Raw genomic sequence first — 14,299 nt, forward strand, 5'->3', positions numbered from 1 at the left:
TTTTTATTATTTGTCAAAGCTAGGATTGAAAGCGTAGAAATTTTTGCTGTCAAGCATATCCTGAATAAGTCTTAGTCCTTCGCCGAAGCGCTGGTAGTGGACTATCTCACGTTCACGAAGAAACTTGATAGGGTCACGGACATCGGGATCGTCAGCAAGCCTGAGAATGTTGTCGTAGGTCAGGCGGGCTTTTTGCTCAGCAGCAAGGTCTTCGTGTATATCAGCAATAGCGTCACCGGTACTTTGGAAGGTTTCCGCAGAAAATGGTACACCAGAGGCGGCTATAGGGTAAACGCCTGTAGTGTGGTCAACAAAATAGGTGTCAAAACCACTGTCTTTTATCTCCTTGAGGGAGAGGTCACGGGTCAGCTGATAGATAATAGTGCCGATCATTTCGATATGGGCAAGTTCTTCTGTGCCGATATCGTTGAGTATTGCCTGCACTTCACGGCAGGGGGCTGAGTAACGCTGATTGAGATAGCGAAGCGCTGCACCAAGTTCGCCGTCAGGGCCACCAAGCTGCGAGATAATGACCTTAGCCAAAGCAGGATTAGGGTTAGCGATCTTAACGGGGTATTGCAGCTTTTTTTCATATTGCCACATTAGTCAACACTCCTTTCCCACGGAAAAGGTGATGTTACCCATTCCCATTTCCTGGACGAATTGTTCTGCGTGATCGTCAATGGTCCGTATTTCTCATTGTATTGAGCAATAAGCTTCTCTTTTTCTGCCTTGTGGCGTGCAAAATATGCCAGACCATCTCTGCAGGTAGGGTGGCTGTCGAGGTAAAGATTAGCCTCTACAAGGGCAAAGCTGCACGCCTGTATCTTTCTAAGAAGCCTCTCCTTTTCACTTAGTATGGGCATTCTTTACAGCCTCCTCTCCTATAAAAGGTTTGTCTATGGACGAGAAGATAGTTCCTCTTGAAAGTCCTACATCTGCCTCATAAGGCTTCTCCCACATCTGAAAAGGCACATATGCCATTGCCAGCGGCGTGTCCTCAGGAAATCTTCCTTTCGGAAAAGGGCAGGCAGGTGTGTTATCCTCTGTGTCGTCAGCAAGTATCCTGCCTAACGACAGATTGTCAAACATATCCAAATAAGTTCACTCCTTATGTTGTCTGAATCTCATATACCACAGGTTTCGTGTGGCTGTTTTATCATATGCAGCTTATAAGTCAGTGGTGTATGTATGCAGGATATTATAAAAAAACTTGCAAATCGTTCATTTAAAATACACAAAATTAATTTTCTGTGAACGCGCATATTGTTTGTAACAATAAACATAGTTTAAATAACGTTAAATTTGTAAGATTTAATATTGACAAATCGGGCTTCTGCGTGTTATATTAATACTATTGAAAAAAAGCATATGCAGTGACATATGTGAACGAAGGAGAGATTATTATGAAAAATGTCAAGAGAATTCTTGCATTAACAGTTTCGGCTGCCCTTGCAGTTTCTTGCTTTGCAGGTTGCGGAAACGGTGCAAAAAAGAACAGCGATACTATCGTTATCGGCTGCAGCGGTCCGCTCACAGGTGACGCTGCACAGTACGGCGTTGCTGTTAAGAATGCTATCGAGCTTGCTGTCAAGGACGTAAATGACGCAGGCGGAATAAACGGAACAAAGCTCTCATACGTTTTCGAGGACGATGAGGCTGACTCAGGCGATAAGGCTGTAAATGCTTATAATGCACTGAAAGACAATGGTATGCAGGTAATGGTCGGAACAGTAACAACAGGTTCTTGCCTCGCAGTTATTGAAAAGACAAAGCAGGATAACATCTTCCAGCTCACACCTTCTGCTTCAGCTCAGGACGTTACCAAGAACGATAACTGTTTCCAGGTTTGCTTTACTGACCCTAACCAAGGTAAAGGTTCTGCCGACTATATCGCAGAAAACAAGCTTGCTACAAAGATAGCTGTAATTTACGACAGCTCTGACGCTTATTCATCAGGTATCTTCAACACATTCAAATCCGAGGCTAAGGCTAAGGGTCTTGATATCGTTGCAGAGCAGTCATTCACAAAGGACAGCAAGACTGACTTCTCAGCTCAGATAAGCGCAGCTAAGAATGCAGGCGCAGACCTCGTGTTCCTGCCTATCTACTATCAGCAGGCTTCACTTATCCTTACACAGTGCAAGTCAGCTAACTACAACCCAACATTCTTCGGTTGCGACGGTCTTGACGGACTTCTTTCTATCAAGAACTTTGATACTTCACTTTGCGAGGGCGTAATGTTCCTTACACCATTTGCTGCCGACGCTCAGGATCAGGCAACTCAGGACTTCGTTAAGAAGTATAAGGACGCTTACAACGGCGAAACACCTAACCAGTTCGCAGCAGACGCTTATGACGGCGTAATGGTACTTGCAGAACTCATGAAGAAGGAAGGCATCACAGCCGATATGTCTGCTTCTGATATCTGCGATAAGCTCAAAAAGGCTATCTCTGATAAGGACTTCTCATATGACGGACTTACAGGTACAGGCATGAAGTGGGGCGAAGACGGTGCCGTATCTAAGGACCCTAAGGCTGTTATCATCAAGAATGGTGCTTATTCAGCACTGACAGCTGATGACATTGCCGCTTCTACTGCTCAGTAATAGCTGAAATGAAGTGCGTACAAAAAGTACGCTTAATATGAAAAAACCGGCAATTGCGAAAAATTGTCGGTTTTTTTGATTTATTTCATTAAAATGTGTTGCAAAAACTACGGGGTTATGTTATAATTTATTGTATATTGTGTTTATGACAAGGACAGATGTAATATATGTGATTACATCTTGTGTTTTGTCTATTCCAAAAGGAAGGAATGTTTGTATATGGGTTTTCTTAATAACCTCATCAACGGAATAAGCCTCGGCAGTATATACGCAGTTATAGCTTTGGGCTATACGCTTGTATACGGTATTGCCAAAATGCTTAACTTCGCACACGGCGATGTTATTATGGTGGGCGGATATGTTATATTCACCTGCATGACCACATGGGGACTAAACTCTTGGCTTTCCATAGTTCTTGCAGTTATTGCCTGCACACTTCTCGGTATAGTCATCGAAAAGGTGGCGTATAAGCCGCTCAGACAAGCTACTTCGCTTGCGGTGCTTATCACTGCCATAGGCGTCAGCTACTTTTTGCAGAACATCGCACTGCTTATATTCGGTGAAAAGCCTGTAAACTTTACATCAGTTGTAAACGTGCCGAGCATCAAGCTTTTTGACGGACAGATAGTTATTTCCGGAGAAACATCAGTTGCAATAATCGTATCTATACTCATTGTAGTTGGTCTTTCATTGTTCATCAACAAAACCAAGAGCGGACGTGCAATGCTTGCAGTATCTGAGGACAGAGGTGCGGCTCAGCTCATGGGCGTAAACATCAACCGCACTATCTCCCTTACATTCGCTATCGGCTCAGGTCTTGCCGCAATTGCAGGCGCACTGCTTTGCTCAGCTTATCCTACGCTTCAGAACACCACAGGCGCAATGCCTGGTATCAAAGCGTTCGTTGCGGCGGTATTTGGCGGTATCGGCTCAATACCGGGCGCTATGATCGGCGGTATCCTTATCGGTGTTATCGAGATACTTGGACGTGCCTATATCTCACCACAGCTTGCCGACGCTATCGTTTTTGCTGTTCTTATACTTGTGCTTATCATCAAGCCTACAGGTATCCTCGGCAAGAAGATAAGCGAAAAGGTATAAAAGTCAACTTAAAATTTTCGAGCAGACTTGCTTTGCAGTTCTGTTTTATCTGAAAGGATTGGTTTTTTGTGAAAAAAGAAGGGGCTAGCGCAAAAACAAAGTTTTTTAAGCCGCAGACCAGAAAAAGCTTTATCACATACGCAATGGTAATAGTTGCCTTTGTGGTAATGCAGATACTCAGCAGCGGCGGATATATCTCAAGTATGCTCACAGGGCTTCTTGTTCCTCTGTGTGTATACTCTATACTTGCAGTATCCCTTAACCTGACAGTTGGTATACTTGGCGAGCTTAGCTTGGGTCAGGCAGGCTTTATGTGCGTTGGCGCATATACAAGTGCGATATTCTCTATCGTTACTTCTGAAACTATTGAAAATGTGTGGATCAGATTTCCTTTGGCTATACTTATAGGCGGAATAATTGCCGCAGTGTTCGGCATACTTATAGGAATACCTGTTCTCAGACTTAAAGGTGACTATCTCGCTATCGTTACACTTGCGTTCGGTGAGATCATAAAGAACGTTTTCGCAGCACTTTACCTTGGTTATGATTCTAAGGGTGTTCACGTTTCTCTCAAAAGTCTGTCAAACCTTAACCTTGAGCCTGACGGAAAGCTTATACTGAACGGCCCTCAGGGTATCAGCGGCACACCTAACGATTCTACATTCATTATCGGCGCTGTTATGTTGCTTATCACTCTTATCATTGCCTATAACTTTGTATATTCAAGAACAGGAAGAGCAGTAATGGCTATCAGAGATAATGTTATCGCAGCCGAGTCTGTAGGTCTTAACATCACAAAGTATAAGCTTATTACTTTTGCATTGACTGCATTCCTTGCAGGCTGTGCAGGTGCGCTTTATTCTCATAACTTCTATACGCTCCAGGCTTCTAAGTTCGACTATAACCTGTCTATCCTTATCTTGGTATTCGTTGTTCTGGGCGGTATAGGCAGTATCAGAGGAAGTGTTATCGCAGCTATCGTGCTTGTTCTGCTTCCAGAAATGCTAAGAAGCATAAACAGCTACAGAATGCTTATCTATTCTATCGTTCTTATCGTTATGATGATAATAACTTCAAATGAAAAAACAAAAACTTTTATCAGTGCAAATACTGCTAAGTTCAAGGCTTTGTTCAAGCGTGAAAAAGTAAAGGAGGCTGAGTGATATGGCACTTCTTGAAGTAAAAAATCTCGGCATTTCATTCGGCGGACTCCGTGCAGTTGACGAGTTCAGCATAACAATAGAAAAAGGTCAGCTCTATGGTCTTATTGGGCCGAACGGAGCAGGAAAGACCACTATCTTCAATATGCTCACAGGCGTTTATAAGCCAACAGACGGCACAATCGTTCTTGACGGAAAGAACATTACCGGCAAAAACACTATCGAAATAAACCGTGCAGGCATTGCCCGTACATTCCAGAACATCAGACTTTTTAAGGATATGACGGTGCTTGACAACGTAAAGGTCGCACTTCACAATCATTATAAATACAGCACCTTTACAGGCGTTTTCAGACTGCCTAGATATTTCAGACTTGAAAAGGCAATGGACGCAAAGGCGCTGGAGCTTCTGAAGGTTTTCGAGCTTGACGATAAGGCGAGTCTGCTTGCTTCTGGACTTCCGTATGGCGATCAGAGAAAGCTTGAGATCGCAAGAGCCCTTGCAACACAGCCGAAGCTGCTGCTTCTTGACGAGCCTGCTGCCGGCATGAATCCAAACGAAACAGCGGAGCTTATGGATACTATCCGCTTTGTAAGAGATAATTTTGATATGACGGTGCTGCTTATCGAGCATGATATGAGCCTTGTTTCAGGTATCTGCGAAAAGCTGTCAGTGCTGAACTTCGGTCAGCTCCTCTGCGAGGGCAAGACAGCGGAAGTGCTTAAAAATCCTGAAGTTATCACCGCATATCTGGGCGAATAAGGGGGTAAGTAAAATGGCAATGTTGGAAATCAATGATCTGCACGTCAATTATGGCATGATAGCCGCTTTGAAAGGTATCTCCTTTGAGGTAAACGAGGGCGAGGTCATTTCCCTTATAGGCGCAAACGGAGCAGGAAAGACCACCACTCTGCACACCCTTACAGGTCTTATCTCTGCAAAATCGGGTTCTATCAAATTCAACGGCGTGGAGCTTACTAAAACTCCTGCACACAAGATAGTCGAGATGGGTATAGCACACGTTCCTGAGGGAAGAAGAATATTCCAAAACCTCACAGTGCTTGATAACCTTAAACTTGGAGCATTTACAAGAAAAGACAAGGAGAATATACCGAAGGATATTCAGGATATATACGAGCGTTTCCCTAGACTTGCAGAAAGAAAAAATCAGATAGCAGGTACTCTTTCAGGCGGTGAGCAGCAGATGCTGGCAATGGGCAGGGCGCTCATGTCAAGACCTAAGATAGTTGTAATGGACGAGCCGTCAATGGGTCTGTCACCGATCCTTGTGTCAACCATATTTAAGATAATCGAGGATATCAGAAAGAGCGGCACAACTGTACTGCTTGTTGAGCAGAACGCAAAGAAAGCCCTTGCTATCTCAGACAGAGCTTATGTTCTTGAAACGGGCAAGATAGTTTTGTCAGGCAAGGCGTCTGATCTTATCAATGATGAGTCGGTCAAGAAAGCATATTTAGGTGAATAGGAGTTGAGCTTTATGGCAAGGATCATAACCATTGCAAGGGGCATCGGCAGTGGCGGAAGAACTGTAGGAAAAATGCTGTCAGAGGATATGGGTATAAAATATTATGATAAGGAGCTTATAAAGCTTGCAAGCGACGAAAGCGGTATAAATGAACGCTTTTTCGGGCTTGTTGATGAAAAACTGAAAGGTTCTTTTCTGAGAAAGGGCGGAGTTTACAAGGGTGAGCTTCTTGACCCTGATGATCACGACTTTACTTCTGACAGAAATCTTTTCAATTATCAGGCGAAGATAATAAAGCAGCTTGCAGACAGAGAGCCTGCGGTAATAGTTGGCAGATGTGCTGACTATATCCTCCGTGACAGAAAAGACGTGCTTAAGGTTTTCATATATTCTGATATGGAAACTGCGGTCAAGAATATCGTCGATCTGTATGGTGTTTCTGTAAAAGAGGCTGTCAAGATAATCGAAAAGACAGACAAGGAGAGAAGCGATTATTATCGTCACTACACAGGCAGGGATTGGACAAATGCGAAAAACTACAATCTGTGTCTTGATACCAGCGACATGAGCTATGACAAGTGCGTTGATATCATTAAGGGATATATAAAGCTTCTTGAAGAGTAAGGCATAAAAATAAAGCCGCATTGCTTTTTTGGCAGTGCGGCTTTTGTGATATATGAGATCAGTTGAATTTTTCTGAAATAGTCCTTGCGGCAAATACTCCTGATGCAGAAGCCTGCGACAGAGAGTGCGTAACGCCTGAGCCGTCGCCAAGGACGTAAAGACCTTTGACAGCAGTTTCAAGGTTCTCGTCAACGTCAACTCTTGAATTGTAGAACTTGACCTCAACACCATAGAGCAGGGTATCTATATTCGCCATACCCGGAGCTATCTTATCCAGAGCGTATATCATTTCGATAATATCGTCAAGCTGTCGCTTTGGGATAACAAGGCTCAGGTCGCCCGGAGTGGCTTTGAGCGTAGGGTTAAGGAACGTCTGACCAAAGCGGTGTTCATTTGTACGTCTGCCTGCAACCAGATCACCGAAACGCTGAACAAGCACTCCACCGCCAAGCATATTAGACAGCCTTGCGATAGACTCACCGTATGCGTTTGAGTCCTTGAAAGGCTCAGAGAATGTGTTGGATACCAGCAGAGCGAAGTTTGTGTTCTCAGTTCTCAGCGCAGGGTCAGCATAGCTGTGTCCGTTTACTGTGATGATGCCGTTTGTATTCTCGGTAACTACCTCACCGTATGGGTTCATGCAGAATGTTCTTACAAGGTCGCCGTATTTCTTTGTGCGGTAAACTATCTTGCTTTCGTATACCTTACTTGTGATATGCTCAAAAACAGCCGCAGGTATCTCAACACGAACGCCGATATCAACTCTGTTTGAACGTCTTTTGATACCAAAGTTGTCGCATATCTCAGAGATCCATTTTGAACCGCTTCTGCCTGCCGCAACAACAGCGTTTGAGCAGTGATACTCGTCCTTGTCTGTGATAACAGTGAAGTCGTTCTCCTTGCCTGTTATACCCTGAACACTTTCATAAAATTTTATGTCTATCTTGTCTTTAACAAAGTCATAGATGTTCTGAAGTATCTGCATATTTCTGTCAGTGCCAAGGTGTCTTACCTGAGCGTCAAGGAGGTGGAGGTCATATTTCAGAGCCATTGCCTTGATGTCGGAAGAAGTTGTGGAGTAAAGCTTAGCGTCCTGACCACCCATTTCAAGGTTTATCTTGTCAACATACTGCATAAGCTCGATAGCCTTTTCCTTGCCGGTAAATGTGTAAAGGTCACCGCCGAAATTGTTTGTGATGTTATATTTGCCGTCCGACATTCCGCCTGCACCGCCGAAGCCGTGCATAATGGAGCATACCTTGCAGTGAATGCAGGACTTAACTTTTTTGCCATCTATAGGACACTTACGCTTGCTGACAGGTCCGCCCTGATCAATAATGCAAACTTTTATGTTTTTGTCAAGCTTGACAAATTCGTATGCCATGAATACGCCGGCTGCACCTGCACCGACAACAACTACGTCATAATTCTGAGCCATAACTATTTCCTTTCATATCAAAATCCAATTTATTTTTATCCATAAAACGGGCGGCCGCACCTTTGCAGAAGATAGCCTGAAAGGAGATAACCGCCATTTTTTTATTTTATATCAAATACGATAGTAGCCAATGTGAAGAATATCAGTGTTGAGCAAGTGTCAACGATAGTGGTGATAAGCGGGGCAGCCATGATAGCAGGGTCAAGATGCAGCTTCTTGGCAGCCATAGGCAGCATACAGGCGATGAGCTTTGAAAGCACAACAGTTGCCATGATAGCCATACTTACCGTGAACGCAAGCTTGTAGCAATCCACAGATGTGTCACCGTGATACACAAGAATTATTCTTATAGCATTGACTATAGCAAGGATAACGCTGCAAAGAAGCGCAACTCTGAACTCTTTCCACATGACCTTGAAAAAGTCTTTCATTCTTATCTCACCAAGCGCCATGCCTCTTATAACAAGGGTCGAGGTCTGAGAGCCGCAGTTTCCTCCTGTGCCACTAAGCATTGACAGGAACGATACCAAAACAGGGACAGCCGCAAAAGCAGACTGATATTTGTTTACGATAGCACCCGTAAGGGTAGCCGACAGCATAAGTATCAAAAGCCATGCTATTCTGTTTTTCGCATGAGTGAAAACAGAGGTCTTGAAATATGAATCGTCACTTGGCGCAACGGCAGCCATTTTCGAGAAGTCCTCAGTGGTCTCCTCCTCGATAACGTCCATAGCGTCGTCAAATGTAACGATACCAACCATGCGGTTTTCTCTGTCAACAACAGGCAGAGAAAGAAAGTCATATTTTGAGAACATGGAAGCAACATACTCTTTATCCTCAAGGGTATCAACGGAAATAACGTTGTCCTCCATTATGTCCTCTATTTTATCGTTATCATCAGCAGTTACGATATCAAGCAGTGAAAGCACGCCCACGAGCTTTCTGTTCTCAGTGACATAAAGTGTATTTACAGTTTCCTTGACCATACCAACGTGTCTTATCCAATCCAGTGCTTCCTTGGCGGTGTAGCTTCTGTGAAGATAAACGTACTCGGTGGTCATAATAGAGCCTGCACTGTCTTTAGGATATTTGAGTATCTGATTTATCTGCTTTCTCGTTTCTGCGTCAGCAGACTTGATTATCCTTGCAACAACATTTGCAGGCATTTCCTCGATAATATCTACCGTATCATCAAGATAAAGGTCGTCAACGATCTCCTGAAGCTCCTTATCTGTAAAGGCATTGATAAGCATCATTTGTGTATCGCTGTCCATATAAGCGAAAACGTCAGCCGCAACGTCCTTGTTCAAAAGACGGAACAGCAACGGAAGCTCGTATTTCTCGACCTCGTGATCGTCATAAAACTGCTGCAAAAGAGCAGCCACGTCGGCTTCGTTCATATCCATAAATATTTCACGGATAGCCTTGTAGTTTCTGCTTTTGAGCAACTCCAATACTGTGTTAAACATAATGTTTCCCCCTAACAGCAGCGGTAATAAGCACAACAGTACAAATAATTGTACTTATACCAACTCTGTACAAATATAAGGATCTACCAAAACACAGATCGTCCTATTCAATTAAAATTGATATTTAGATCACAAAAAGGCTGCCACAAACGGGCGAGCCGCTCTGCAATCGAGGGGCGATCGTATTCTGACTGGCGTCGTCCATTTGTACACACTCCTTAAAAATCATGATTTATGCACGTTTTTACTATTCGCACACATAATATTATTATACGCTTACCTTGTTTTTTTGTCAAGAAATTGTTTAATTTAATTTTATGAACGCGCTGTAAATTTGCGAAGTATAATGAATTGCTTTTGACCTCTTGCCAAATGGGGAGAAATAGGGTATAATTATTATATGGATCGAATAATAAACCGAAAGGAATTGATAAAATGAGCGAAATAAGAGATGAAAGCTTGTGGGAAAGCGGTAAAAGAAAGATAGAATGGGTAAGACAGAATATGTCATTGCTCAGAAGCGTCGAGGAAGATTTCAAGAGAGATCAGCCTTTTAAGGGACTGAAAGTTGCACTTTCTATCCACCTTGAAGCTAAGACCGCTTATCTTTGCAAAGTCCTTGCAGCAGGCGGTGCTGAAATGTACATCACAGGAAGCAATCCGCTGTCTACTCAGGACGATGTTGCGGCAGGTCTTGTGCATGACGGCTTGAACGTTTTTGCATGGCACGGTGCAACTGACGAGGAGTATCACAGACATATATCCGAGGTAGTCAAGGTAGGTCCAAACATTATTATAGATGACGGCGGCGACCTTGTAAACCTTATCCACAATGAATACCCTGAGCTGATACCGAACGTTATCGGTGGTTGTGAGGAAACTACTACGGGCATTATTCGTCTTATTGCAATGAACAAGGACGGTCAGCTCAAATTCCCTATGATGCTTGTAAACAATGCAAAGTGCAAGTATCTTTTTGATAACAGATACGGCACAGGTCAGTCTGTATGGGACGGAATAAACAGAACAACTAACCTTATCGTTGCAGGCAAGAACGTTGTTGTTGCAGGCTACGGCTGGTGCGGCAAGGGTGTTGCAATGAGAGCAAAGGGTCTTGGTGCAAGCGTTATCGTCTGCGAAGTCGACCCAATAAAGGCTATGGAGGCTGTTATGGACGGCTTCAAGGTAATGAAAATGGTTGACGCCGCTAAGGTGGGCGACTTCTTTGTTACTGTAACAGGCTGTAAAGACGTTATTACTGAGAAAGCTTTCATGAACATGAAAGACGGTGCTATACTCTGTAACGCAGGTCACTTTGATTGCGAGGTAGATGTGGCTGGACTTAAAAAGCTGTCTGTTGAAAGCAAGCTTGCAAGAAACAATATTGACGGTTATAAGCTTCCGAACGGTAATTGGTTGTATGTTATCGGCGAGGGCAGACTTGTAAACCTTGCCGCAGGCGACGGTCACCCTGCCGAGATAATGGATATGTCCTTTGCTATCCAAGCACTTTCTGCGGCTTATCTTGTTAAAAACAAAGACAAGCTTACAGACAAGATAGTTTATGTTCCTGATGAGATAGACAAGGAAGTCGCAAACAGAAAGCTTAAATTCTGGGAGCTTGAGATAGATAAGCTTACACCTGAGCAGGAGAAATATCTTAACAGCTGGCAGGTATAAAATATCATATTAGTACAATAAAACGGACAGCTTGGGTTGTCCGTTTTTTGTATCTTGAAATTGCCATAAATTTATTTTGTCTTCAAGGTTTTAAATCACTGATTTCTGTACATTTTAATATTAGGGCGATAAAAAACAGGGCGGTGAGAATGTGGCGGCAAAGATGTATAAGATACTTACGCTTTTTTCAGTGGGCGCAATATGCTACGGCTTTATGGAAATACTTAACAGGGGATATTCTCATATCACAATGGGGGTGCTTGGGGGAACTTCAATGCTGGTTATCCATATCATGAATGGCGAGCGCAGGCGAGGAGTGAGCCTGCTGTCTGTGCTTGCAGTGTCGGCAGCATTTATCACTGCCATAGAATTTCTTGCAGGGGAGTATCTCAACCGCTATCTCGGCATGGGCATATGGAGCTATGAGGAAGTGCCGCTGAATTTTGACGGACAGATATGCCTGCCATTTGCTTTTCTGTGGTTTGGGTTATCCTATATTGGTGTGCTTGCGGATAATTTTATACGCAGACATATTTTCAAGGAATACCCTGTCATTGTTAAACGAGGGAAAGAAAAAATACCTGCGGCGGTTGGATAAGAGTACGATTATTTGTACTGCTCAGTATGTAAAAATATAATTAACTGGCGACCTCGGGTCGCCCCTACGCAAAAATTGTAAATATAGGGGACGGCGACACGCTTACATTCGCCTGTCATTCACCAACGCATATAAAAACAAACGGACTGTCTATCCAATGATAAACAGTCCGTATTTTTGTGCATATTAATCTTTTGTGTACCACTTTTTCAGCACTTCTTCGCCAAGCTTGCCATAAACTGTGAAGTCACGGTTCTCTTTGGCTTTCTCTATTGGCGGCAGGATAGCTTTCCAATCCCACCAGAAGTAACCGCAGAACCAATCCAGATCCCAAGTTGCTTCCATTGCAGTGTCGTAGAAATCTGCCTGCTCCTGCTCGTCAAGTGGCTTGTCGAGTCTGTCATGGAAATCCCAAGGGTACTGCGTGCAGCCCTCCTCATTTCGCACGCCTATCTCAGCGAACATTATAGGCTTGTTGAAATGCTTGTGAGCCTTTTCAAGGGAGCCGACAACTTCGTTCCAGCGACTGAGCATATGTTTCTTGTCCCTGTTCACGCCGTCTGTAACAGGGTAGTAGCCTGAGATGCCAATGATATCCACGTCGCTGAGCCAATCGAAACGCTGTTCGTCGCCGTGATTGATGTTGTGCATAACGATACCGCTGTAGACCTCTCTCACCTGTGCGATAAGCTTTCTGCATCTGTCAGACTGCTTGTCCATTCCTGCCATTTCACAGCCTGTGCAGAGCATTTCACAGCCGAGCTTTTCTGCAAGCTTTGCATAGTGAAGCATGAAAGCTGTGTATGACTTGAACCACTTGTCCCAATATTCAGGGTTCTCAGGTGGGAAGTCTATCCTTGCACGCCATGAATGGTCAAGGCAATCCACCATAGGCTTAAGGCAGACTTTAAGTCCCAGTGACTTTGCTTTTTGTATAGCGAAGGCAATGTCTTCGTCAGATTGTGTTCTCTCATAATCACTGAATACTCTTGTGCTTGCAAAGCTCTCCTGCAATGCGTTTACAGGGATACATATCCAGTTCAAGCCGTTTGAAGCAAGCCTCTCCATTGACTTTTCTGCCGCTTCCGTCTGAAAATCACCTCTCTTGGAGAAAAATCCCCAAGTATATCCTTTGCAGAAAATATCTTTATTCATGTATCAAAAACCTCTCTTTTTCGTAAATGTCCTGATAGAAAAGCCACAGGTAAGCTCAAGCCTGTTCACCTTTTTAAGCTTCTCCACCGCCTCGGCAGATGTTTTGTAGTAATACGGAGTCATTGTAAAAAGATTGAAAATATCCTCCTGACTTTCAAGCACCACAGGATATTCAAAAATTATCTCCTCAGACTCGTCAAATTTATTAAGTCCGTATACATTGGGCTTGTTTTCGTAAGGCTTCTCATAAAGCACTTCTTTAAGTTCAAACAGATGTCTTGGGGACGGAGAAACTACCACAAGCTTTCCGCCGTCTTTCAGCACCCTTGCGTATTCGTCATTTGAAACAGGTGCAAATGTGCATACGATAAGATCTGCAAATTTGTCTATAAACGGAAGCTGAAATGACGATGCCACTGCAAATTCGCAATTTGTGATATTTTCGCAATGTATCCTCGTCATGCAGTGGGCAACTGCCGCCTTTGATATGTCAATGCCGTAAAACTTCGCCTTTGGCAGTGCCTTGGCATAGTTCACAGTGTAAAAGCCCTCACCGCAGCCACTGTCGATAATATAAGGCTGTTTCACATTTTCAAGCAGACCGCCCATTACTTCAGCCGTTTTCTTCGCAAGCGGCAGATAATAGTCACGGTCGAGGAAATCCGTTCTCGCCTTTACCATTTCCGCATTATCCCCTGCGTTCTTAGGGTTTCTGCCCTTTGTGGTAAGCAGATTTACATATCCTTTTCTCGCAATATCAAAGCTGTGACCGTTCTGACAGTGCCATACGTTGTCAAGCTTTCTAAGCCGTTTTTTGCATATCGGACAAACATACATATAAATCACCCTGAACATTATAGCATTTCCCCCTGCTTTTAGCAATGGATATTTTATTAATAAAAAATGTAGGTTTGTCAATCATATTGGACACTATTATTAAGAAATTCGATAGGCGAAAACCATTTGAGGGGACGCATA

15 protein-coding genes are annotated in these 14,299 nt (G+C 43.6%); 8 read left to right on the forward strand and 7 right to left on the reverse strand.

What is annotated here, in order from left to right:
- Positions 1-6: 6 nt before the first annotated feature.
- Genes AB5Z01_RS10965 through AB5Z01_RS10975 form a run of 3 tightly spaced genes read right to left on the reverse strand, consistent with a single transcriptional unit; the run spans position 7 to position 1,098 of the window.
- The gene (locus AB5Z01_RS10965) at positions 7-603 is read right to left on the reverse strand and encodes a manganese catalase family protein (protein ID WP_117863965.1); all 597 of its coding nucleotides are present in this window, start codon (positions 601-603) and stop codon (positions 7-9) included.
- Positions 603-866, reverse strand: coding sequence for a spore coat protein CotJB (locus tag AB5Z01_RS10970; RefSeq protein ID WP_195551581.1), 264 nt, complete (start codon positions 864-866; stop codon positions 603-605). The genes AB5Z01_RS10965 and AB5Z01_RS10970 overlap by 1 nt, the downstream gene beginning before the upstream one ends.
- Positions 850-1,098, reverse strand: a complete 249-nt coding sequence (locus tag AB5Z01_RS10975) for a spore coat associated protein CotJA (RefSeq protein WP_287215578.1) — start codon at positions 1,096-1,098, stop codon at positions 850-852. Before AB5Z01_RS10975 ends, AB5Z01_RS10970 begins: the two co-directional genes overlap by 17 nt.
- 308 nt (positions 1,099-1,406) lie before the next feature.
- Between AB5Z01_RS10975 and AB5Z01_RS10980 the strand changes: the two genes are divergently transcribed.
- The 6 genes from AB5Z01_RS10980 to AB5Z01_RS11005 all read left to right on the forward strand — a co-directional run bounded on the left by AB5Z01_RS10980 (position 1,407) and on the right by AB5Z01_RS11005 (position 6,981).
- The gene (locus AB5Z01_RS10980; RefSeq protein WP_287215576.1) at positions 1,407-2,609 is read left to right on the forward strand and encodes an ABC transporter substrate-binding protein; all 1,203 of its coding nucleotides are present in this window, start codon (positions 1,407-1,409) and stop codon (positions 2,607-2,609) included.
- 219 nt (positions 2,610-2,828) lie between these two features.
- Positions 2,829-3,710, forward strand: a complete 882-nt coding sequence (locus tag AB5Z01_RS10985) for a branched-chain amino acid ABC transporter permease (protein ID WP_041337265.1) — start codon at positions 2,829-2,831, stop codon at positions 3,708-3,710.
- A 143-nt stretch (positions 3,711-3,853) separates the two neighbouring features.
- Positions 3,854-4,873 (forward strand): branched-chain amino acid ABC transporter permease, encoded by a 1,020-nt coding sequence (locus AB5Z01_RS10990; RefSeq protein WP_181986089.1) that lies wholly within the window; start codon positions 3,854-3,856, stop codon positions 4,871-4,873.
- Position 4,874: 1 nt separating this feature from the next.
- On the forward strand, positions 4,875-5,633 hold the full coding sequence (locus AB5Z01_RS10995) for an ABC transporter ATP-binding protein (protein WP_117958102.1): 759 nt from the start codon (positions 4,875-4,877) through the stop codon (positions 5,631-5,633).
- A 13-nt stretch (positions 5,634-5,646) separates the two neighbouring features.
- Complete coding sequence (locus AB5Z01_RS11000) at positions 5,647-6,357, forward strand: ABC transporter ATP-binding protein (RefSeq protein ID WP_022286767.1); 711 nt, start codon at positions 5,647-5,649, stop codon at positions 6,355-6,357.
- Between the two features lie 12 nt (positions 6,358-6,369).
- Positions 6,370-6,981 carry an AAA family ATPase gene (locus AB5Z01_RS11005; protein ID WP_022286768.1) on the forward strand — a complete coding sequence of 204 codons (612 nt, stop codon included), beginning with the start codon at positions 6,370-6,372 and terminating at the stop codon, positions 6,979-6,981.
- Between the two features lie 58 nt (positions 6,982-7,039).
- Here the strand turns inward: AB5Z01_RS11005 and AB5Z01_RS11010 are convergent, their stop codons facing one another.
- Both AB5Z01_RS11010 and mgtE read right to left on the reverse strand, forming a co-directional pair.
- Positions 7,040-8,419 (reverse strand): NAD(P)/FAD-dependent oxidoreductase, encoded by a 1,380-nt coding sequence (locus AB5Z01_RS11010; RefSeq protein WP_022286769.1) that lies wholly within the window; start codon positions 8,417-8,419, stop codon positions 7,040-7,042.
- Between the two features lie 101 nt (positions 8,420-8,520).
- On the reverse strand, positions 8,521-9,888 hold the full coding sequence (gene mgtE, locus AB5Z01_RS11015; RefSeq protein WP_117856465.1) for a magnesium transporter: 1,368 nt from the start codon (positions 9,886-9,888) through the stop codon (positions 8,521-8,523).
- A gap of 435 nt (positions 9,889-10,323) precedes the next feature.
- Here mgtE and AB5Z01_RS11020 point away from each other — a divergent pair, with 435 nt between their 5' ends.
- Entirely contained in the window at positions 10,324-11,568 is a 1,245-nt protein-coding gene (locus AB5Z01_RS11020) for an adenosylhomocysteinase (protein WP_022286771.1), read from the forward strand.
- A 151-nt stretch (positions 11,569-11,719) separates the two neighbouring features.
- Entirely contained in the window at positions 11,720-12,166 is a 447-nt protein-coding gene (locus tag AB5Z01_RS11025; RefSeq protein WP_242988920.1) for a putative ABC transporter permease, read from the forward strand.
- 186 nt (positions 12,167-12,352) lie between these two features.
- On the opposite strand, the gene AB5Z01_RS11030 is transcribed toward AB5Z01_RS11025, so the two are convergent.
- The gene (locus tag AB5Z01_RS11030; RefSeq protein WP_195220261.1) at positions 12,353-13,321 is read right to left on the reverse strand and encodes a hypothetical protein; all 969 of its coding nucleotides are present in this window, start codon (positions 13,319-13,321) and stop codon (positions 12,353-12,355) included.
- A 3-nt stretch (positions 13,322-13,324) separates the two neighbouring features.
- Positions 13,325-14,176: a putative RNA methyltransferase gene (locus AB5Z01_RS11035; protein ID WP_256320002.1), complete on the reverse strand. Its 852-nt coding sequence runs from the start codon at positions 14,174-14,176 to the stop codon at positions 13,325-13,327.
- Positions 14,177-14,299 lie beyond the last annotated feature (123 nt).

This window comes from Ruminococcus sp. RTP21359st1_H3_RTP21359_211015 (assembly GCF_040909065.1).
GTDB classification, from domain to species: Bacteria; Bacillota; Clostridia; order Oscillospirales; family Ruminococcaceae; genus Hominimerdicola; species Hominimerdicola aceti.

Excerpts from the sequence above, each read along its gene's own strand:
- AB5Z01_RS11020 (WP_022286771.1), top strand. The coding sequence starts at position 10,324 with ATGAGCGAAATAAGAGATGAAAGCTTGTGGGAAAGCGGTAAAAGAAAG.
- AB5Z01_RS11035 (WP_256320002.1), bottom strand. The coding sequence starts at position 14,176 with ATGTTCAGGGTGATTTATATGTATGTTTGTCCGATATGCAAAAAACGG.
- AB5Z01_RS11030 (WP_195220261.1), bottom strand. The coding sequence starts at position 13,321 with ATGAATAAAGATATTTTCTGCAAAGGATATACTTGGGGATTTTTCTCC.
- AB5Z01_RS10980 (WP_287215576.1), top strand. The coding sequence starts at position 1,407 with ATGAAAAATGTCAAGAGAATTCTTGCATTAACAGTTTCGGCTGCCCTT.
- AB5Z01_RS10970 (WP_195551581.1), bottom strand. The coding sequence starts at position 866 with ATGCCCATACTAAGTGAAAAGGAGAGGCTTCTTAGAAAGATACAGGCG.
- AB5Z01_RS11010 (WP_022286769.1), bottom strand. The coding sequence starts at position 8,419 with ATGGCTCAGAATTATGACGTAGTTGTTGTCGGTGCAGGTGCAGCCGGC.
- AB5Z01_RS10990 (WP_181986089.1), top strand. The coding sequence starts at position 3,854 with ATGGTAATAGTTGCCTTTGTGGTAATGCAGATACTCAGCAGCGGCGGA.
- AB5Z01_RS10985 (WP_041337265.1), top strand. The coding sequence starts at position 2,829 with ATGGGTTTTCTTAATAACCTCATCAACGGAATAAGCCTCGGCAGTATA.
- mgtE (WP_117856465.1), bottom strand. The coding sequence starts at position 9,888 with ATGTTTAACACAGTATTGGAGTTGCTCAAAAGCAGAAACTACAAGGCT.
- AB5Z01_RS10995 (WP_117958102.1), top strand. The coding sequence starts at position 4,875 with ATGGCACTTCTTGAAGTAAAAAATCTCGGCATTTCATTCGGCGGACTC.
- AB5Z01_RS11005 (WP_022286768.1), top strand. The coding sequence starts at position 6,370 with ATGGCAAGGATCATAACCATTGCAAGGGGCATCGGCAGTGGCGGAAGA.
- AB5Z01_RS10965 (WP_117863965.1), bottom strand. The coding sequence starts at position 603 with ATGTGGCAATATGAAAAAAAGCTGCAATACCCCGTTAAGATCGCTAAC.
- AB5Z01_RS11000 (WP_022286767.1), top strand. The coding sequence starts at position 5,647 with ATGGCAATGTTGGAAATCAATGATCTGCACGTCAATTATGGCATGATA.